The following is a 19,818-nucleotide window of genomic DNA, read 5'->3' as shown; positions in this document are numbered from 1 at the left end:
ATTAGGCAATTAGGAGCTTGGAAGTACGGTTTACCTAAAATATTCGCGATCTCAGTCAAGCTCATGAAATATTGGGGAGAGATTTTGTTGACAAGATGCAATAATTATAGTAAGTGACTTGAGAAATATTGTCAAACTCATCTGGATTGGCCGATCGCCCTGCCGGATACAAAAGGTTACAATCACAAATAGATTCTATTTCCATAACATTACTGTTTATAGATTGAACTGCTCAGTGACAAATAACAACACCTCAACTCAATCCTTTCAATTTGACTCAATTGACAGCGCCCTCGTAGACCTCAAAGCAGGTCGCCCCCTGGTAGTAGTCGATGACGAAAATCGCGAAAACGAAGGCGATGTGATATGTGCCGCCCAATTCGCCACCCCCGACAACATCAATTTTATGGCCGTGAACGCGCGGGGTTTGATTTGTCTGGCATTGAGTGGCGAAAGGCTCGATCGCCTGGAACTGCCCCTCATGGTCAGCAAAAACACTGACAACAACCAAACTGCCTTCACCGTCAGCATCGATGCAGTCAACGGCGTCAGTACCGGTATCTCCGCCGAAGACCGGGCACGCACCATCCAAGTCGCCATCCACCCGGACACCAAACCTCAAGACTTGCGCCGTCCCGGTCACATTTTCCCCCTGCGGGCGATCGACGGTGGCGTGCTCAAACGCGCCGGTCACACCGAGGCCTCGGTTGACCTCGCCAGACTCGCGGGCCTGTATCCTGCCGGCGTGATCTGCGAAATTCAAAACCCCGACGGTTCGATGGCGAGGTTGCCCGAATTAATCGAGTACGCCAAAACCCACAACCTTAAAATAATCAGTATTGCTGACTTAATTAGCTACCGACTCAAGCACGATCGATTCGTCCGCCGCGAAACCGTCGCCAAATTGCCCACTCAATTCGGCGAGTTTATGATTTACGCCTACCGCGACACCCAAGACAACTCAGAACACGTTGCTATTGTCAAGGGCGACCCGGCAGAATTTAAAGACAAACCCGTGATGGTGCGGGTGCATTCCGAATGCCTGACCGGCGATGCTTTGGGTTCCCTGCGCTGCGACTGCCGGATGCAACTGCAAGCGGCACTGAAAATGATCGAAAATGTCGGTTCTGGCGTCATCGTTTACTTGCGCCAAGAAGGTCGGGGCATTGGATTGGTAAATAAACTAAAAGCTTACTCGCTGCAAGATTTGGGATTCGATACAGTCGAAGCCAACGAACGGTTGGGATTTCCCGCCGACTTGCGGAACTACGGCGTCGGAGCACAAATGCTCAACGATTTGGGAGTTCAAAAAATTCGGTTGATTACCAACAACCCGCGCAAAATTGCAGGGTTGAAAGGTTACGGCATTGAAGTAGCCGATCGCGTCCCCTTACTAATTGAAGCCACAGATTACAACTCAATCTATCTGGCAACAAAAGCCGAAAAACTCGGTCATATGCTACTGCAAACTTATTTAGTAACAGTGGCGATTCAGTGGAACGAAAAAGCAGAAGGAAAAGAGGAAGATTCTGCCATTCAAAATCGGTACGAACACCTCGAAAAACTGCGGCATTTGGCGGCTAACCAGCACTTGCTGCTGCAAGAAGAAGCGCGGCCGGTGGGAATAGCCCTTTTCGGAGAAGGCTCCCTCATCGTTCACCTCGGCTTCGATCAACCCGGACTCGCAGCCCCCGACTGGTACTCGGATGTAAACCATCCTTACGTCAAGGCGATCGGCAAAATTCTGGGTGAAATCAGCACAGAGCCGAATTTGCAAACATTAGAAGTAATGGTTTCCTCCGGTGGAGATCCGCTCAAAACCCTGCAAGTCCAGCTCGATCGCGAAACCTTCCCCCTCGAACAAGTTGCGTCCGTGTGCGCCAAGCTTCAACCTCAAAAAATTTATAGTTTTGCTCCTATTCCCGATTCAGCCATCGGAATGTCAAGCTAGGTTCAGCATTAAAGAGAGCGAATTTGACATGGAAATGAACGTTGGTGACTTTCTGCACCGGCTCGACCTCAGGGGACAAGCGCTTAAAGGCACCAACCTCGGCGGTGCGGAACTCCGGGGAGCAAACCTCAGAGGCACCGACCTCCGAGAAACCAACCTCAGCAACGCTATTCTCAGGTATGCAGACCTGATCGAAGCCGACCTTACCGGGGCCAATCTCAGCGGGGCGGATTTAGGTGAATCATTTCTCAATTTAGCTAACCTCACTAGAGCGGATTTGACTGGTGCTGTCCTCCGAGAAGCTACTCTCGTAGGAGCCGAACTCACGGGCGCCAACCTCAAACAAGCAAGTTTGATCAAGGCTAATTTAGTAGGAGCAAATCTCCACGAAGCCAACTTAACCAGAGCCAACCTTAGCGGTGCCGATTTGCGAGGTTCTCAGTTAAGCGGTGCCATTTTAGACAAGGCCGTATACAACAACCGGACTATCTTTCCCGAAGATATTGATCCGGGTGCAATGGGAGCATTTTTGCTAGCTCCCAATGCTTCGCTCCCTGGCTTAAATCTGGCTAGGGTTGATTTGACCGAAGCCGATTTAAAAGGAGCCGATTTGCGGCGGACAAATTTATACAAAGCTATTTTATTTGGCGCCAAACTCGATCGGGCAAACTTAGCAGGAGCCAACCTCAGCGCAGCGGACTTGAGGGAAGCTAGTTTGAGCAGCACGATTTTGGAGAAAGCTGTTTACAGCAACAAGACTTTGTTTTCAGAAGGTATCGACCCCAGTCTGGGCGGAGCTTATTTAATTGCTCCCAATGTATCGCTGCAAGGGGTAAATTTAACCGGAGCCGACTTAAACGGGTCAGATTTAAGCGGAGCTAATTTGAGCGCTTCTAACTTAACTTCGGTCAATCTCAAAAATGTAGACCTCAGCAGAGCTAGCTTAAAAAAAGCTTACCTCAAAGGTGCAAACTTGGAGCAAACAGATTTGAGAGGAGCCGATTTAAGCGGCGCAATTTTACACCAAGTAAACTTGAGTTCTGCTGACCTTCGGGGTGTAGACTTAACAAGGGCTGACCTCAGCGGCGCTAATTTAAGCGATGCCGATTTGAGGGAGACAGATTTCACGGGAGCTACTTTGCTGTTCGCTAACTTGAGCGGGGCCGACTTGAGAGGTGTAGACTTGACAAAAGCTAACCTCAGCGGCGCTAAGTTAAACGAAGCTGATCTCCGAAAAGCAGATTTGATGAGAGTAAATTTGGAGGGAGCAGATTTAACTGAGGCCGACTTGAGCGATGCTCATTTATTCCGAGTTAATCTCAGAGGTGCTAACCTGAAAGGTACTAACCTCAAAGGCGCAAGTTTAAAAGGGGTATTTTTGACTGACGCTTATTTGAGCGAAACGGATTTGACCGATCTAGAGCTGAGTCCGAGTTTTTTTGAATTGCCGCTAGAATCGGAATGGTAATTATATCAATTCCGGTTGCACCGTCCGTGATTGTTGACTGTTGACTGTTGACTGTTGAAGGAGGGGTGGAAAAACAGAATGGTTGAGTGTTAACTGTTGACTCGATTTTATGATTCCAATGCAACCGGAAACGATATTAGTTGACTGTTAACAATCAAACATCTACAATCAAAACTCGCCCCGCGAAAATAGCTCGATTATTAACAATCGAAAATCTAAAATCTAAAATCTAAAATGGATCGACCGTTAGGCTCTGTTATTCAAGGTTCCCTGAGCAAGGGATTAGAAGTGCGACTGCACGCCGATGTTTCGGTGGAAGATATGAGGGTGGGGAAATTTCTAGTAGTGCGGGGGGTGCGATCGCACTTTTTCTGTATGCTCACCGACGTGTCTCTCGGAACTTCTAGCGCCCGCATTTTATCGAATCCTCCCAATCCCGACGACGATTTTCTGCTCGCAGTGCTAGCCGGTAGCAGCACCTACGGTACGATCGAACTGTCGCCGATGTTGATGTTGACTGCTGAACGAGAAAAACAGCAGGCAATTTTCGACCCGAGGAAAAACGGCCCAGTTCGCGAGAACAAGCTGGCTTTAGGAAATTTGGCTTCTTTTGAGTCACAAAGCGGTGCGGATATTGAGTTGCTGCCGGTTAAAACTATTCCCAGCCACTTTTCCCAGGTGTTTGATGCCAAAGAAACGGATTTTCGGGCTGTTTTTGGCTGGGAAGATGACCCCTATCGCCGCAATTTTGCGATCGGCAAACCGATTGACATGGACGTTGCTGTGTGCTTGGATTTAGACCGGTTTGTGGAACGCAGCAACGGAGTTTTTGGCAAGTCGGGAACGGGAAAATCTTTTCTGACGCGCTTGCTATTGTCGGGAATTATTCGCAAGCAGGCTGCTGTTAATTTAATTTTTGATATGCACTCGGAGTACGGGTGGGAAGCTGTTTCGGAAGGGAAACAGTTCAGCACTGTTAAAGGTTTGCGGCAGTTGTTTCCCGATAAAATGCAGATTTATACCCTCGATCCAGAATCGACAAAACGCCGGGGAGTCCGCGACGCTCAAGAGTTGTTTTTGAGTTTCGATCAAATTGAAGTGGAAGATATCTCCCTCGTACAGAGAGAGTTGAATTTGTCGGAAGCTAGTATCGAAAATGCGATCATTTTGCGAAACGAGTTGGGTAGCGGTTGGATCAACAAGTTGCTGGAAATGAGCAATGAAGATATTCAAATGTTTTGCGAAGAAAAGCGCGGGAATAAATCTTCGATTATGGCTTTGCAGCGGAAATTAGAGCGGTTGAAAGAGTTGAAATATATTCGCCAACGCTGTCCGAAAAATTATGTAACTGAAGTTTTGCAGTGTTTGGATAGTGGAAAAAATGTAGTGATTGAGTTCGGTTCCCACTCGGATTTGCTGTCATATATGTTAGCAGCAAATGTGATTACTCGCCGCATTCACGAATCTTACGTGGGGAAAGCTGAAAAGTTTTTGATGAGCAAAAATCCGTGCGACAAGCCGCAGCCGTTGGTGATTACCATTGAAGAAGCTCACCGCTTTCTCGATCCGGCGATCGTGCGATCGACTATTTTCGGTACGATCGCCCGCGAAATGCGAAAATACTTTGTCACCCTGCTAATTGTAGACCAGCGCCCGTCAGGAATCGACGCGGAAGTCATGTCGCAAGTCGGAACGCGGATCACAGCTTTGCTAAACGATGATAAAGACATCGATGCTATTTTTACCGGCGTTTCGGGAGGGCAGAGTTTGCGATCGGTTTTGGCAAAACTCGACTCCAAACAGCAAGCATTAGTTTTGGGGCACGCCGTACCCATGCCCGTAGTCGTGCAAACTCGCCCCTATGACGAGCAATTCTACAGAGAAATCGGGGATATTGACTGGCAAGAAATGCCCGATGAACAAGTATTTGCCGAGGCAGAATCTGCTAAAATGGATTTGGGATTTTAGATTGATAACTGCTAGATTCATTACAGAACTTAGGCAAATTTTCCTGTAAATTAGTCTTTGCGAACAATTGACGATCGCTGTCAATGACAGAAATATCAGATTTTTGCCTCAGTTATAAACGAAAAAGTGCGATCGAACGTCCCAAAAATTAGGCCCCAGCTTTCCGTCAGAAGCTTTTCCCCTTTCACCCCCTCACCCCTCATCCCTAACTGCCCAAAATTTGCATAAGCTTAAAGATGATGGAGATGATGGAGCCTAGGGGCACAATGAAAGTCAAACAGGGCAACAGCCAGCCTTTATACACCTTGTCATTACTCGTAGCAGAATTGGATTAGCATATTTAAATAAAAATGTCAATAAATATTTTAAACAGTTACTGGCATCTAATACGGCGATCGAGTTCGGTTATCTCGCATCCCACCATCTAGGCAGCGAGAAAATTTCAAGCGATGATGGAACAGAGAGCAAAACAAAGCCCTCGAATTGCATGAGTCTGTTTGCATGAGTATTGTGAAGTTGAGTGGCAGTTAAAACTAACAGGGAATTCAAAACCTTAAGGAAAAATGTAGAATCTTGACCTTAAGACAGAGGTTTTTACTCTTTACGATCCTCAAAATTGGGAATAATATTGAGAAAACTAAACTCTTGCTTCACTTCGCCTTAAACTAGCCGTTAAAGCTAGCGAGCTACCGAAAATCGACCGCGATTACTGGAAAATCAAGCACAAAAGTAATCCCAAACAAAAAGCTTCTACCGATCGTCACCGATAAACAAGAGGGGAAACATCCCCTTTGTCGCAGTCTTTATCCCACTTGTAAAAGTGGGACAGGGTATCACCAACTTTTTATCTGTTGTTACAAGGAGTGCAATACTCACCCATGTCCACCACAACCCCCAAAAACAAAACAGTGAAAGCCGATCGCATGGGCAGCCGGCCATACTCCTCAACGGATACGGTTCGTACCTATCTGCACGAGATCGGTCGCGTACCCCTGCTAACCCGAGAAGAAGAAATTGTTTTCGGGAAGCAGGTGCAGCAAATGATGAAATTAATCGAAGCAAAACAAGCACTTGCTAAAGAATGGCAGCGGGATCTGACGAATCAAGAGTGGGCTGCCGAAATGGAGTTGACCGAACCTGAACTTAGCCGGATCTTACACATAGGGCGGCGGGCCAAGCAAAAGATGATTGAAGCCAATTTGCGGCTAGTAGTGGCGATCGCCAAAAAATACCAGAAACGCAATATGGAATTCTTGGATTTAATCCAAGAAGGCACCCTCGGTTTAGAACGAGGAGTCGAAAAATTTGACCCGATGCGGGGATACAAATTTTCCACATACGCCTACTGGTGGATTCGGCAAGCAATTACCCGCGCGATCGCCCAACACGCCCGCACAATTCGATTGCCCATTCACATCACCGAAAAACTCAACAAAATCAAAAAAGTGCAGCGGGAACTCACCCAGCAGTTGGGCCGGTCTCCCTCCCCCGGAGAAATTGCCGCCGCTTTGGAACTGCACCCTTCCCAAATTCGGGAATACCTGCTGATGGCAAGACATCCAGTTTCTTTGGACTTGCGGGTAGGAGACAACCAAGATACCGAACTGCAAGAACTCTTAGAAGACGAAACGGCATCTCCAGACAACTACATTACCTCGGAATTACTGCGGCAAGACCTCAATACTTTGATATCAGAACTTACCCCCCAGCAGCGAGATGTAATAATTCTGCGCTTCGGTTTGGAAGACGGCACCGAAATGTCTCTGGCGAAAGTCGGAGAACGGTTAAATCTCAGCCGGGAACGGGTGCGGCAGCTAGAACATCAAGCCCTTGCCCACCTGCGCCGCCGCCAATCTCAAGTCCGAGAATATTTGGCGAGTTAGTCACTAAAAAAGTTGAGATTTTCCCCAAAATCTCAACTTTTTTTTTCGTGTTGGCGCTGCTGGGAAGGATAATTTTATACCAGTTAAAAAAAAGAATGGAACTGGAAGCCCGTGATCCAAACCCTTATGGAATAGGTCACGCCAAATTATTCAACTCTTTAATCTAAAATCTAAAATCTAAAATGGTATCATTTGACCGAAAGCATCCAGGATACAAGCCCCCGGATTCATTCGTCCAGAAATAAAAAACCTGTATCCGAGAAACTTGCCCCCCGAATTTATCCGTGAGGTCAATGGTTCAATTCTTTAATCTAAAATCTAAAATCTAAAATCGATTGACGGGTCGATCGCCCGATCGGGGCGGAGGCAAAATTTGTCAAAACTAATCTTAGATTTAACTTCAGGAACCGGGCGGGCGATTGTTCATTCAAGTTAATAGCCAATATTAAGCCAAATACCCGGTTTCTCTACAATCTTTGTGAAACTGGTACAAGAGGCGCTTGGAACCAGCTATTTTAAATTTTGGGGTCTGGAGTGGTTTTGACTTATTTGATATTGACAGGAAGTTTAGAAGCGATCGCGATCGTGCTTGCTCTCTCGCCCGGTAACTTCAGCATCGCATTCCCCGCACACCGGGCACACGACTCGGACATCAAATCCGGCGTTTTTAGCTCGCAATCCCCGCCAACTCCTGGGCCAGATACAGCTAGCACAGGTTTAGCAGATGGCATTTACCTCTACGGCCAGTCGAGCCAGCCAGAGGAACTTAAACAAGAATATTTTGTATTTGAAATGCGGCAGAGTAAGGTAGTCGGGGCTTTTTACCTGCCTCGGTCTGCTTTTTACTGTTTTTACGGCACGGGCGAGCTAACTCAGTTAAATTTAACAGTAGTGGACACTTACGACGGCAGTCGCTCTCCCTACTCCGTAAACCTGCAACAGTATTACCCAATTTCCATCATCAGCGAGAACGATCAGCGCATCTTGGGTATTTGTAAAGAATCTCACAAAGAGCAGGTGTGGCAAAAGTAGGAAACACGCGCTGCGCCACCAGTCAATCGATTTTAGATTTTAGATTTGAGATTTGAGATTTTAGAATTGAAGAAAGCAACCCCATTGATACATCGGGGGCCCCCGGACTAAATTGCTTTCGGTCAGGGTTCAGGAAACAGTAGTAAAATTGCTCTGGAGTTGAGAATTATCGATTTGAGATTGGAGATTTGAGATTTGAGATTTTAGAATTGAAGAAAGCAACCCCACTGATAAATCGGGCGCCCCCGAACCAAATTGCTTTCGGTCAGGGTTCAGGAAACAGTAGTAAAATTGCTCCTGAGTTGAGAATTGCGGACGGACACCACACACATGGCAAGGTCAATCACCCGACACCGATGTCCCTACGCGACCCGCAAGCTACGGAGTACCGATACGGTGTGGGCACAGAAATTGCCGAGTTGACCAGTCTAAGTGGTTCGCCCACTACGTTTAAGGTAAGCGTTTAAGTACCTACCAGAAAATGCGTGCTAGTTTTCTGCTCTAGAATTCAAAAGTTAAACAGGTGTAAGGGTTAAGCCAGTGCTTTTGAAATAGTTACCGACCTTAAACATTGACGAAGCAAACATTACCCCGCAAGGGAGGACTTAAATGTCTAATTTTGTTTTTGTACTTGATACCCAAAAAAGACCGCTCAATCCAATCCGCCCAGGAATGGCTCGCAAATTGCTAACCACTGGCAAAGCTGCTGTTTTCAGGAGGTATCCATTCACGATAATTGCGCGACGTAGTTAAGCTACGTGTTCTGAGTGGAGAGCCTTCTCTCCCAACGGATTTCGTCCCGTTGTCCCCACGTAAAAGGGTCACGCTACCCCGGTCACGTTAGTAGTAAATAATGAACCTAATGGAATGCAGACCACGAAAGTAGCCTAATCTAACAGCCTCGCGTTGGAAAGGAGCAAGGGGAAGCACGAAAGGGTTAATCACCAGTAACCATCGTTTGTACATTTCGTGATGAATAAAGAGTGAAATCAGGCTGAAACACTCTCACCAAAAGGTAAGGGGGTAGAACTAGAGTTGATGATTCTCTAGTTCGACGAAATATAATCCCACCGGAGTAGAGATGGAACCCGACCCGTGACGAATCTCAAACACATAGAACTGCGGAAAGCCCTATAGGTTCTCAGTACAGGTCGAAGTCTGAGTAAGCCAACCGTAAGGAAAGCAGAATACCTAGAGGGTAAAGGATGCCAGAAAAAGCGAATGCTGTGGGTAATGCCGCAGATAGGAGTTCAAGATTTGCTCCAACTGAATGTTGCCAAATTCTGGCAGGTGTTTAACGATAAACCAACGTAAGGAAATCAAACTTCTGTGAAAGATAGATTCGGTAACGAAATCGGAACAGACGCATTACCTGAGAAATGGGCAGACCTTAATTGGAAAGCTGCTACAAAGGTGGTGAGAAATCTCAGACAGAGAATTTATCGTGCGACTCAGAGGAATGAGTGGAATAAGGTCAGGAGCCTTACTTCACTTATGTTAAAAAGTAAGTCCAACCTGCTACTTGCAGTTAGACGGGTCACTCAAACTAACCAAGGGAAGAAAACAGCAGGAGTGGATAACCAACTTGCTCTCAACCCTCAGATGAGAATCCAACTAATACACGAAATCCTGAAGCTGAACCCTTGGAAAGCAAAACCTGCTAAAAGGATATACATTCCAAAAGCAAATGGTAAAAAGCGTCCTTTGGGGATACCAACTCTCAAAGATAGAGTGATGCAAGCAGTGGTCAAAAACGCACTGGAGCCGAGTTGGGAAGCCTTATTTGAAGCCAACAGCTATGGTTTTCGACCAGGGCGAAGCTCTCACGATGCAATAGAACAAGTTCATACCCGATTACGAAAGGGAGGCGATGAATGGATTCTAGACGCAGATATTAAAGGAGCATTTGACCACATTAGCCACGAATACGTACTCAATGCTATTGGAGAAATTCCTAGCAAAGAACTAATCAAACAGTGGCTAAAAGCAGGTTACGTGGAGGCTAACAAGTTTAACCCAACAGAAACAGGCACTCCCCAAGGCGGTATCATTAGCCCACTTCTGGCTAACATCGCCCTAGACGGACTGGAAGGAGAAGTATTATCCAACCACCAGAAAGTCAAACAGAGCAAGAGTGGGGAATACAAAGGCAAAACCTACTACACAAACAGGTATTATCCTAGATTTGGGTACATCAGATATGCCGATGATTTCCTTGTCACAGCCGAAACAAAGGAAGACTTGGAAGCTATTTTGCCTGAAATCAAGGAATGGCTGAAAAAGCGAGGACTAGAACTGAACGAAGAAAAAACCAACATCGTCAATAAGCGAGATGGGTTCAACTTCCTCGGTTTTACAATCCGAAGCTACTCAGATGGAACCACGCTCTGCAAACCTCAAAAGGATAAGATGATTGCCAAACTCAGAGAAATTAGAGGATGGCTCAAAAGACACAAAACGGTAAAACCGGAAGAAGTCATCAAACATTTAAACCCTATACTAAGAGGATGGGCGAACTATTACAGGCACTGCTCCAGCAAGGAAATCTTCGCTACATTCAACCATAGAATGGTACAAATGCTATGGCAATGGTGTAAAAGACGACACCACCAGAAACATCTCAAATGGGTAAAGAACAAATACTTTACCGTACTGGGAAATGACCACTGGACATTCTTTGCCGACACTAAGGATAGAACAGGAAAAAGAAAGAGACTTTATCTCAAGGATGTAAGTGACATCCCAATCCTGAGACATACAAAGGTTGAAGGCGCAGCTAGTCCAGATGACTCAACCAAAGTAGATTACTGGAAGAAACGCCAATCCTCACTGGGTAGTAGCGTATGGGCTAAAGGCTCGAAGCTCTACAAAGTGGCTCAATTCCAGCACTGGAGATGCACTGAATGCGGAGACTACCTGCTAAACGGAGAACAAATCCACACTCACCACATAACTGAAGTGACAAATGAAGGCACAGATGAAATCGACAATCTTATACACCTTCACCAAATTTGTCACAGGAAAGTTCATGGTACTAAATAACCTCGGAGTCCAAGAATGCCAGAGCCGGATGATGCGAAAGTGTCACGTCCGGTTCGTTGGGGAGGGGGATGCGGCGACGTATGCCCTCTTACCCGACCTCAAGGTAGAGATAACAGCACCCCAGGAACCAATCACTCTTAAATTAGACCCTGGCTCCCAAACCACGGGAATCGCATTAGTCCAAGGAGAAAACGTAATCTTTGGCGCAGAACTAACCCACAGGGGGCAAGCTATCAAAGCTGGTCTGGAGTCTCGCCGTTCATTGCGTAGAGGCAGAAGAAATCGTCATACCCGCTACCGAAAAGCTAGATTATTAAATAGAACTCGCCCGAAAGGGTGGCTGACTCCAAGCTTACAACATCGTGTCGAAACAACCCTAACATGGGTAACTAGATTGATAAAGGTTGCGCCAATTTCTTCTGTTGTTCAAGAACTTGTCCGGTTCGACCTCCAGCAAATAGAAAACCCGGAAATTAGCGGAGTGGAGTATCAGCAAGGTGTTTTATGTGGCTACGAGATCCGCGAATATTTACTCAATAAATGGGAGAGAAAGTGCGCGTATTGTGGAGTTGTTGATACACCTCTACAAGTAGAGCAAATTCATCCCAAAGCCAAGGGCGGATCTGATCGTATTTCTAATCTTTGCCTTGCTTGCGAAAAATGTAATATCAAGAAAGGAACTCAGAATATTGAGCAGTTTCTCTCGAAAAAACCAGAGGTTTTGAAACAGATTCTGTCTCAAGCAAAACGTCCTTTGAAAGATGCAACAGCGGTTAATTCTACTCGTTGGGCGTTATTTAACCGACTCTGTATGACTGGCTTACCAGTTTCTACTGGCAGTGGCGGTTTAACAAAGTTCAATCGCACTCGATTAAATTTAGCTAAAACTCACTGGCTAGATGCAGCTTGTGTCGGCAGAATTGAATCGTTGAAAGTTTTAATAAACAAGCCATTGTTAATTAAAGCGACTGGACATGGGACACGCCAAATGTGTCGTACCGACAAATTGGGTTTCCCGTCCCGCTATGTTCCCAGGTTTAAGTTTGTTAAAGGTTTTCAAACGGGAGATATCGTCAAGGCGGTTGTAACGTCTGGTAAAAAGGTTGGTATATACGTTGGACGTGTTGCCGTAAGAACCAGTGGTTCCTTCAATATTTCCGCCTCGGGATTGGTGTCAGGAATTAGTCACAAATATTGTTCACTTGTTCATAGAAAGGATGGTTATTCATATGCGGCCTAAACCTTGCCCCCCTTTTCCTCTCGCCACTGACCTGAGTACAGGTACAGTGGGAGTCTCCAAGGGGGAATACAGATGAAACTGCGTCGGAAAACACTATCGATAATTGGCATTACCATCGCTGGACTGACTAGCATTCTGTATGTCGCCTCCTCAAGCATCCTCTTGGGCAGCCTGATCAAAGCAGAGGAACAAGAAGCCACACAGGTGGTCAAGGGAGTGCTCAGCGTGTTCGGGCAAACCGCAGATGACTTCAACTCTCGTTTTGCCGACTGGTCGGCCTGGGACGACACCTACGATTTTATCCAAAACCGCAACTCAGAATTCATTGCCTCCAATTTAATTCCAGAAGGGCTCTCTAATGTAAGAGTTAATATAGCCGTATTTGTCAATACTTCTGGCCAAATAGTTTACGGTACAGGTTTAGACAGCGAAAAGCTGAAATTAACGCCTGTTCCAGAAGCATTAAAACAGCATATTTCTCTCAGCGACCCGCTGTTGCAACACCCGAACCCCAAAAGCAGCATCGCTGGTATCTTGCTGCTACCGTCAGGGCCAATACTGATTACTTCCCGGCCAATTCTCACGACTAAAAGCACCGGCCCGATCCGAGGTACGGTGATATTCGGGCGCAATTTGGATGCTGCGGGGATTGCGAAGGTTTCTAAAATTACTCGCTTGCCGCTAATCGTACACAGCGTGAATGAGGCTCGGTTGCCTGCAGACTTTCAGAAAGCGCGGGAGAAACTGTCGGAAAAAAAACCGATTTTGGTGCGTCCTTTAAGCGAAGAGTCGATCGCGGGTTACGCTTTGATCAGGGATATTTACAACCAACCTGCGCTGCTATTGCGGGTGGATATCCCCAGAGAAATATACCGGCAAGGTCAGATTAGTTTGCTGTACCTGCTGGTGTCTGTAGCGTTAGCGGGAATTGGGTTGATCGGCTGCACTCTGCTACTGCTAGAGCGTCTTGTACTGTCTCGGTTGAGCGGTTTGGCGAAAGCGGTCAACCAAGTCAGCAGCAGCCAAGACCTCTCGGTGCGACTGCCAGTGACGGGCGAAGATGAGTTATCCGACCTTGCCCATACTATCAACGGAATGTTGAGTGCGATCGCCCAAGCCGACAGCGAACAACTTGAGGAAAAAGCCCGCTACAGAGCCGTCGTTGAGCAAGCTACAGATTGCATTTTCCTGTGGGACGCTCAAACCAAACGTCTTTTGGAAGCCAATACAGCGTTTAGAGAGTTGCTCGATTACAGTCTTGATGTGATTTCGCAACTGACTATTTACGATATCATCGCTTACTCTAAAGACCTAATTGACAACAATATCGAGTTGCTGCTGACGGACAAACAATTCAGAATTGGCGAAGTTCTCTACCGCCGCCGAGACGGTTCCTGCGTGGATGTAGAAGTGAGCGGGAGCGTGATTTCCTACGGCGGCCGCGAGATTATTTGCACTGTTGTCCGCGACATTACCGAGCGCAAGCAAGCCGAAGCCGAACTGCGAGCCTCGGAAGAACGGTACAGACTTTTGTTTAAAAATAACCCCCATCCGATGTGGGTTTACGATTTAGAAACTCTGGAATTTATAGCCGTCAATCAGGCAGCAGTCGAACATTACGGCTACACTCGCGACGAATTTCTCAAGATGACCGTTGCGGACATTCGTCCCCCCCAAGAGATGCCGAGATTGATAGAAAATATCTCTCCAGTAGATGCCGGTATTGAGTTTGCAGGTGTGTGGCAGCACCAGAAAAAAGACGGAACAATTATTGATGTAGAAATTACTTCTTATGCCATGCTATTTGATAGCAGAAATGCTGAATTAGTGCTTGCTCACGACGTGACCGACCGCTTGAAAGCCGAGGCCGAACTCTACAAGGCAAAGGAAGCCGCAGAAGCAGCTAGTTTGGCTAAAAGTCAGTTTTTGGCTAACATGAGCCACGAACTGCGAACTCCTCTGAATGCGATTATCGGTTACAGCGAGATTCTGCAAGAAGAGGCTTTAGATTTGGGCGAAGAAAATTTTGTGTCTGATTTGGAGAGAATTCACAATTCAGGCCAGCTTTTACTTTCCTTAATTAATGATATTCTGGACTTGTCGAAGATTGAAGCCGGTCATGCGGAAGTGGAATTAGAAACTTTTGACGTGTCCGAGGCAGTTCAAGATGTAGCCAGAACTGTTGAACCGCTATTTTTGCGGAACACTAATCGCCTGAATGTGGAATGTCCTAATAATATTGGCGAATTGTATTCCGATCAAATTAAGTTTACTCAAATTTTGTTTAATTTGCTCAGTAATGCAGCTAAGTTTACTCATAAAGGGACAATTACACTCAGCGTTGAAAGAATTAAAAATGACGAGAATAGTTGGGATTCGGAACAGTTAATTATTAAGTGTACGGATACGGGGATTGGGATTACTCCTGAACAGCTACAAAAGTTATTTCAACCTTTTACGCAAGCTGATGCTTCGACTACCCGCAAGTACGGAGGTACTGGTTTGGGTTTGGCAATAGCGCAGAAATACTCTCAGATGCTGGGGGGAGAAATTACTGTCAATAGCGAGTTTGGGAAGGGGTCAACTTTTACTCTGATGTTGCCAGCATAGCTCGATTTTAGATTTTAGATTTTAGATTTTAGATTTGGTAAAAAGTCCTGACTAGAAACAACATACATACGGTTTGTAGTCAGGGCTTCATATCCTGTCCGATCGAGTTACCGCGATTAAAAGGGCGGGTTTTTGAGATTGTCAATTATTGGCAGATATTTTTCGTGAACCCGCCCCTACCGTATTAGGGGTAATCGACCGGACATAATATCAGTCCACTCCCAATCAGCTTTTAGGTAATTAAGTAGGTAGGCAAGATTAAACCGAATAATGTAACACTATGTAAACAGGTTTAAGTTAGCCAGTAGAGAGCATTTGGAGACTTTGCCCTCGTTTACATAGGGGCGTTTTTTGGCGCCGACTTACTTAGGACTAAACTCTTGAAGACCAACAACTTTAATACTCAATACCTGCTTGAGCTTTAATGCCTTGTTCTCGGAATGGATGCTTAACTAAAGTCATTTCTGTCACCAAGTCTGCCCGTTCGATTAGCCCTGGGGGGGCGCCTCTGCCTGTTAAAATAATGTGGGTTTCTTCGGGTTTTTGGTCTAACCCGGAAAGCACTTGCTCGACTTGCAAATAACCTAGTTTTAATGCTATATTGACTTCATCTAGAAGAACTAATTTAAATTCGGGATTGCAGATAAAAGTTAGGGATTTTTCCCAGGCTTTTTGAGCTGTTTCGATATCTCGATCGCGGTCTTGCGTGTCCCAGGTAAAGCCTTCTCCCATTGCGTGAAATTCTAGCTGTTTTTCCCAGAGTTGAAAAACGGCTTTTTCTGCTGGTTCCCAAGCTCCCTTGATAAATTGTACTATGGCGACGCGGTATCCGTGACCGAGCGATCGCACAACCATTCCCAAAGCGGCCGTGGTTTTGCCTTTACCGTTACCCGTATTGACTATAATTAAACCTTTTTCTTTGGAGGAGTTAGCGATTCGCTGTGATTGCACTTCTTGGCGGCGCTGCATTTTCTGTTTGTGTTGTTGGGCTGTTAAGCCAGTGGTTGCAGTAGTTTCTGTATTGGTTTCCATTAGATTTTTTTAAACCGCAGATGAACGCAAATAAACGCTGATAGATGCAAGATGTCTAGTTATTGCCACAGTGTTTTCAAGTTTAGCACGAAACCGGGCAAAACATCTTCTCCTGAAAGTTCTGTTGGACATTCCAAAACTTCTATTTCTTGTCCTTGGCGATAGATTTCGACTCGGCGCGTTTTGCGGTTGATTAACCAGCCTAATTTTACTTGATTATTCATGTATTCTTGCATTTTGTCTTGAGTATCTTTGAGGCTGTCTGTCGGCGACATTAACTCTAAGACAAAATCCGGGGCAATGGGAGGAAATTTTTGTTTTTGTTCGGGAGTGAGTGCATCCCATCTTGATTTTTCAATCCAAGAGACATCGGGAGAACGGTTTGCACCGCTGGGCAGTTTGAAGCAAGTTGAAGAATCGAAACAAATTCCCAGTTGAGTTTGTCGGTTCCAAATTCCAAAATCAGTAGCTATTTCAAAATTGTAATTTCCGGTTTCTCCTCCTGTGGGTGGCATGACGATTATTTCTCCTTTGGCGTTGCGTTCAAATTTGACATCGGGGTTTTCGCGGCACAGTTGATAAAATTGGTCGTCGGTTATTTGGGCGATCGAGTTGAAGTTAATGGTAACTGCTATCATGGTATTTTAGAGGCTGCATTTGGAGTATTTTAATGGCACATGAATGCTGAGCGATGCAGGTAGTCTGTTCGCCCCGAAAATATTGTTGTTAAAGCCAATTTTGCCTTACGCCCAGACTAGCTGCAAATTTAGCACGAAACCGGGCAAAACATCCTCTCCTGAAAGTTCTGTTGGACATTCCAAAACTTCTATTTCTTGTCCTTGGCGAGAGATTTCGACTCGCCGGGTTTTGCGGTTGATTAACCAGCCTAGTTTTACTTGGTTATTCATGTATTCTTGCATTTTGTCTTGAGTATCTTTGAGGCTGTCTGTTGGCGACATTAACTCTAAGACAAAATCCGGGGCAATGGGAGGAAATTTTTGTTTTTGTTCGGGAGTGAGTGCATCCCATCTTGATTTTTCAATCCAAGAGACATCGGGAGAACGGTTTGCACCGCTGGGCTGTTTGAAGCAAGTTGAAGAATCGAAACAAATTCCCAGTTGAGTTTGTCGATTCCACATCACAAAATCCGCATTAATTTCTGAATTGTAATTTCCGGTTTCTCCTCCTGTGGGTGGCATGATGATTATTTCTCCCTTGGCGTTGCGTTCAAATTTGACATCGGGGTTTTCGCGGCACAGTTGATAAAATTGGTCGTCGGTTAGTTTAACTATGGAGTTGAGGTTGATTGTAACTGCTATCATGGTATTTTATCAGGATGCGTTGGAACTTTTAAGCCAGATTATGTATATGAATGCGGCTCAAGGCCGAGCGATGCAGATGCTGTAAATCTTATTAAGAGTTAAGAGGATTTAATGGATATATTTTTATGCACTTTTGCTCATTATATCACATCATTATAACTAGCTATTAATAGTTTTGTCAAACGCTTTTTTGAGGAAACACTTACAGACATACCAATAATAAAATGCAATGTTGATTTCGCTAAACAGTTTAGGTACTCCCTCTAGTAAACTGGAGAATATTTTGTTTTTTAAATGCAGGGCATCTACGCCGATCGCAAAAAACAACAAGCCTACACCCGCTAACAATATTTGGTAGGGAGTTAACTGTAGTTCTCGCCGAAAAAACCATCCGTAGGAGGACAAAACAACGGCGTACAAAAGACTTACTCCTAGCTTAGGAATTCCCCCTGCTACCATATATATATGAATTCTGTAAATTTCATTTAGTAAAAATCCACCTGTTAACAAAGCCGAAAACAGAATAAATCGATTTTCTGAAGTGCGCGGTTGAATACTTTGAGCTAATTTATAGGTAAAAGTACAAACAATGACGGGTACAGAACATAAAATCTGGAAAGTCCGAGTTAACAAGGCGACATTGGGATGGGAATAAGAATAAGGCGGAAAGAATAAATCGCTGACTTTTAACCCGGAAAGTTGAGTAAAAACTATCAGGATAGCCACCACAAATAAGGATAAACAATTGAGCCTAACAACCAAACGAGAAATAGTCATAAGCAATTAACACCAGAAATTAGGTTTACTGCCCACATCAAAAAAAATTATATCACCAATATCTCTGGATATTTTGCTAAACTTAATCATGAGTGTTATCAAAACAAGGAGACAGTCATGCTGTCAGTGAAAGAAGCAGAATCGATCGTTCTAAATTTGGCGCAACCCCTCGACAGTCAGCGGGATGTAGAAACTGTAGACTTGCTGGCAGCATCGGGGCGCATTTTGGCTGCACCCGTCACTGGTTCCCTGGATTTTCCTTATTGGGATAATTCAGCAATGGATGGGTACGCGGTGCGGTTTGCGGATGTGGAAAACTGTAGCGCCGAAAAACCAGTGGTACTCGAAGTAGTTGAAGAGATTCCAGCCGGATATCAGCCTCAAAATACCGTCCAATCCGGGCAAGCGGCGCGAATTTTTACGGGTGGGGTGATGCCTGCGGGTGCTGATACGGTGGTAATACAGGAAGAAACGAGGCGTGAGGGCGATCGTATTTTTATCTTAGTTCCTCCTGAAAAACCGCAAGCATTTGTCAGACACAAAGGCGCTTTTTATCAAGCAGGAACAACTTTGCTAACTCCCGGTACAGTTATCAACGCCCCAGAAATGGCAGTGTTAGCAACTGCCCAGTGCATTCAAGTTCCTGTTTATCGGCCGCTGCGGGTGGCAATTTTTTCTACAGGTGACGAATTGGTATCGCCTGACGAACCTTTGACACCGGGTAAACTGGTAGACTCGAATCAGTATGCTTTGACAGTTTTGTTGGCACAAATGGGATTTGAACCAATTCGATTGGGGATTGTTCCTGATAATGAAGATGCGTTAAACAAGGCGATATCCGGGGCTGTGGCGACGGCGGATGTGGTGCTTTCTACGGGCGGCGTCTCGGTAGGAGACTACGATTATGTCGAGAAAATTTTGGCGGATTTGGGAGGAAAAGTTCACATTAGTTCTGTGGCGATTAAGCCGGGGAAACCTTTAACGGTTGCTGAGTTTAAACGAGGTGAAAAAAATGATGATTCTCCGAGTTTGAGTTCGGATTGTCTCTATTTTGGTTTGCCGGGAAATCCGGTTTCGGCTTTAGTCTGCTGTTGGCGGTTTGTTGTGCCTGCTTTGAGAAAGATGTCTGGGCTTGGCCCGGATGCTTGGGGGCCGGAGTTTCTCAAAGCTAGGTGTAATGCTGAATTGCGATCGCACGGTCAGCGCGAAACTTATGTTTGGGGTAAACTACATTTAGTTGCGGGAGTCTGGGAATTTGAACCTGCTAGCGGCAGCCAAAATTCAGCGAATTTAATTAACCTCGCCAATACGAGTGGTTTAGCAGTTTTGTCACCAGGGGACACCTGGATTGTACCGGGCGAATTCGTTGAAGTTTTAAAAGTTAGTCATTAGTCATTAGTTATTAGTCATTAGTCATCAATACTTCGGACAGTTTTTAAGCAGCGAGAGTACCATAGGATAGGACTGACGGAAGGTTAGGGTGATTTAAAATT

General features: G+C 45.5%; 14 protein-coding genes and 1 pseudogene. 11 read left to right on the top strand and 4 right to left on the bottom strand.

Translation table 11 applies throughout. The annotated features are described in order from the left end of the window. Positions 1-235: 235 nt before the first annotated feature. From ribBA to QUB24_RS07805, 10 genes and pseudogenes are all read left to right on the top strand, one after another. Entirely contained in the window at positions 236-1,951 is a 1,716-nt protein-coding gene (ribBA, locus tag QUB24_RS07850) for a bifunctional 3,4-dihydroxy-2-butanone-4-phosphate synthase/GTP cyclohydrolase II (RefSeq protein ID WP_333152182.1), read from the top strand. A gap of 28 nt (positions 1,952-1,979) precedes the next feature. Beyond that, entirely contained in the window at positions 1,980-3,419 is a 1,440-nt protein-coding gene (locus tag QUB24_RS07845; RefSeq protein WP_333152180.1) for a pentapeptide repeat-containing protein, read from the top strand. Positions 3,420-3,653: 234 nt separating this feature from the next. Continuing rightward, positions 3,654-5,387, top strand: coding sequence for an ATP-binding protein (locus QUB24_RS07840; RefSeq protein WP_333152178.1), 1,734 nt, complete (start codon positions 3,654-3,656; stop codon positions 5,385-5,387). An 878-nt stretch (positions 5,388-6,265) separates the two neighbouring features. After that, complete coding sequence (locus QUB24_RS07835) at positions 6,266-7,270, top strand: RNA polymerase sigma factor, RpoD/SigA family (protein ID WP_333035894.1); 1,005 nt, start codon at positions 6,266-6,268, stop codon at positions 7,268-7,270. A 534-nt stretch (positions 7,271-7,804) separates the two neighbouring features. Next, on the top strand, positions 7,805-8,302 hold the full coding sequence (locus QUB24_RS07830; protein ID WP_333152176.1) for a hypothetical protein: 498 nt from the start codon (positions 7,805-7,807) through the stop codon (positions 8,300-8,302). Between the two features lie 209 nt (positions 8,303-8,511). After that, on the top strand, positions 8,512-8,769 hold the full coding sequence (locus QUB24_RS07825; protein WP_333152174.1) for a hypothetical protein: 258 nt from the start codon (positions 8,512-8,514) through the stop codon (positions 8,767-8,769). Positions 8,770-8,911: 142 nt separating this feature from the next. Further along, a pseudogene (locus tag QUB24_RS07820) lies at positions 8,912-9,049 on the top strand (RRXRR domain-containing protein); the annotation flags it as partial. A gap of 582 nt (positions 9,050-9,631) precedes the next feature. After that, on the top strand, positions 9,632-11,344 hold the full coding sequence (ltrA, locus tag QUB24_RS07815; protein WP_333152173.1) for a group II intron reverse transcriptase/maturase: 1,713 nt from the start codon (positions 9,632-9,634) through the stop codon (positions 11,342-11,344). After that, positions 11,331-12,584: an RNA-guided endonuclease IscB gene (gene iscB / locus QUB24_RS07810; RefSeq protein WP_333152171.1), complete on the top strand. Its 1,254-nt coding sequence runs from the start codon at positions 11,331-11,333 to the stop codon at positions 12,582-12,584. Before ltrA ends, iscB begins: the two co-directional genes overlap by 14 nt. Positions 12,585-12,656: 72 nt before the next feature. Further along, positions 12,657-15,194: a CHASE4 domain-containing protein gene (locus QUB24_RS07805; protein WP_333152169.1), complete on the top strand. Its 2,538-nt coding sequence runs from the start codon at positions 12,657-12,659 to the stop codon at positions 15,192-15,194. 396 nt (positions 15,195-15,590) lie between these two features. On the opposite strand, the gene cobO is transcribed toward QUB24_RS07805, so the two are convergent. The 4 genes from cobO to QUB24_RS07785 all read right to left on the bottom strand — a co-directional run bounded on the left by cobO (position 15,591) and on the right by QUB24_RS07785 (position 18,325). Further along, positions 15,591-16,226, bottom strand: a complete 636-nt coding sequence (gene cobO, locus QUB24_RS07800; protein ID WP_333152166.1) for a cob(I)yrinic acid a,c-diamide adenosyltransferase — start codon at positions 16,224-16,226, stop codon at positions 15,591-15,593. 59 nt (positions 16,227-16,285) lie between these two features. Further along, entirely contained in the window at positions 16,286-16,864 is a 579-nt protein-coding gene (locus tag QUB24_RS07795) for a Uma2 family endonuclease (RefSeq protein WP_333152164.1), read from the bottom strand. Between the two features lie 105 nt (positions 16,865-16,969). Next, entirely contained in the window at positions 16,970-17,548 is a 579-nt protein-coding gene (locus QUB24_RS07790; protein ID WP_333152162.1) for a Uma2 family endonuclease, read from the bottom strand. Between the two features lie 159 nt (positions 17,549-17,707). Then, positions 17,708-18,325 carry a hypothetical protein gene (locus tag QUB24_RS07785; RefSeq protein WP_333152160.1) on the bottom strand — a complete coding sequence of 206 codons (618 nt, stop codon included), beginning with the start codon at positions 18,323-18,325 and terminating at the stop codon, positions 17,708-17,710. Between the two features lie 117 nt (positions 18,326-18,442). Here QUB24_RS07785 and QUB24_RS07780 point away from each other — a divergent pair, with 117 nt between their 5' ends. After that, complete coding sequence (locus QUB24_RS07780) at positions 18,443-19,717, top strand: molybdopterin-binding protein (RefSeq protein ID WP_333152158.1); 1,275 nt, start codon at positions 18,443-18,445, stop codon at positions 19,715-19,717. Positions 19,718-19,818: the final 101 nt, after the last annotated feature.

This window comes from Microcoleus sp. B9-D4 (assembly GCF_036705105.1).
In the GTDB taxonomy this organism is placed as follows: domain Bacteria; phylum Cyanobacteriota; class Cyanobacteriia; order Cyanobacteriales; family Microcoleaceae; genus Microcoleus.
Note: the sequence above shows the minus strand (reverse complement) of the source record. Positions and strands in the feature narration are given on the sequence as shown.

Excerpts from the sequence above, each read along its gene's own strand:
- QUB24_RS07845 (WP_333152180.1), top strand. The coding sequence starts at position 1,980 with ATGGAAATGAACGTTGGTGACTTTCTGCACCGGCTCGACCTCAGGGGA.
- QUB24_RS07840 (WP_333152178.1), top strand. The coding sequence starts at position 3,654 with ATGGATCGACCGTTAGGCTCTGTTATTCAAGGTTCCCTGAGCAAGGGA.
- QUB24_RS07835 (WP_333035894.1), top strand. The coding sequence starts at position 6,266 with ATGTCCACCACAACCCCCAAAAACAAAACAGTGAAAGCCGATCGCATG.
- iscB (WP_333152171.1), top strand. The coding sequence starts at position 11,331 with ATGGTACTAAATAACCTCGGAGTCCAAGAATGCCAGAGCCGGATGATG.
- QUB24_RS07805 (WP_333152169.1), top strand. The coding sequence starts at position 12,657 with ATGAAACTGCGTCGGAAAACACTATCGATAATTGGCATTACCATCGCT.
- cobO (WP_333152166.1), bottom strand. The coding sequence starts at position 16,226 with ATGGAAACCAATACAGAAACTACTGCAACCACTGGCTTAACAGCCCAA.
- QUB24_RS07795 (WP_333152164.1), bottom strand. The coding sequence starts at position 16,864 with ATGATAGCAGTTACCATTAACTTCAACTCGATCGCCCAAATAACCGAC.
- QUB24_RS07790 (WP_333152162.1), bottom strand. The coding sequence starts at position 17,548 with ATGATAGCAGTTACAATCAACCTCAACTCCATAGTTAAACTAACCGAC.
- QUB24_RS07785 (WP_333152160.1), bottom strand. The coding sequence starts at position 18,325 with ATGACTATTTCTCGTTTGGTTGTTAGGCTCAATTGTTTATCCTTATTT.
- QUB24_RS07780 (WP_333152158.1), top strand. The coding sequence starts at position 18,443 with ATGCTGTCAGTGAAAGAAGCAGAATCGATCGTTCTAAATTTGGCGCAA.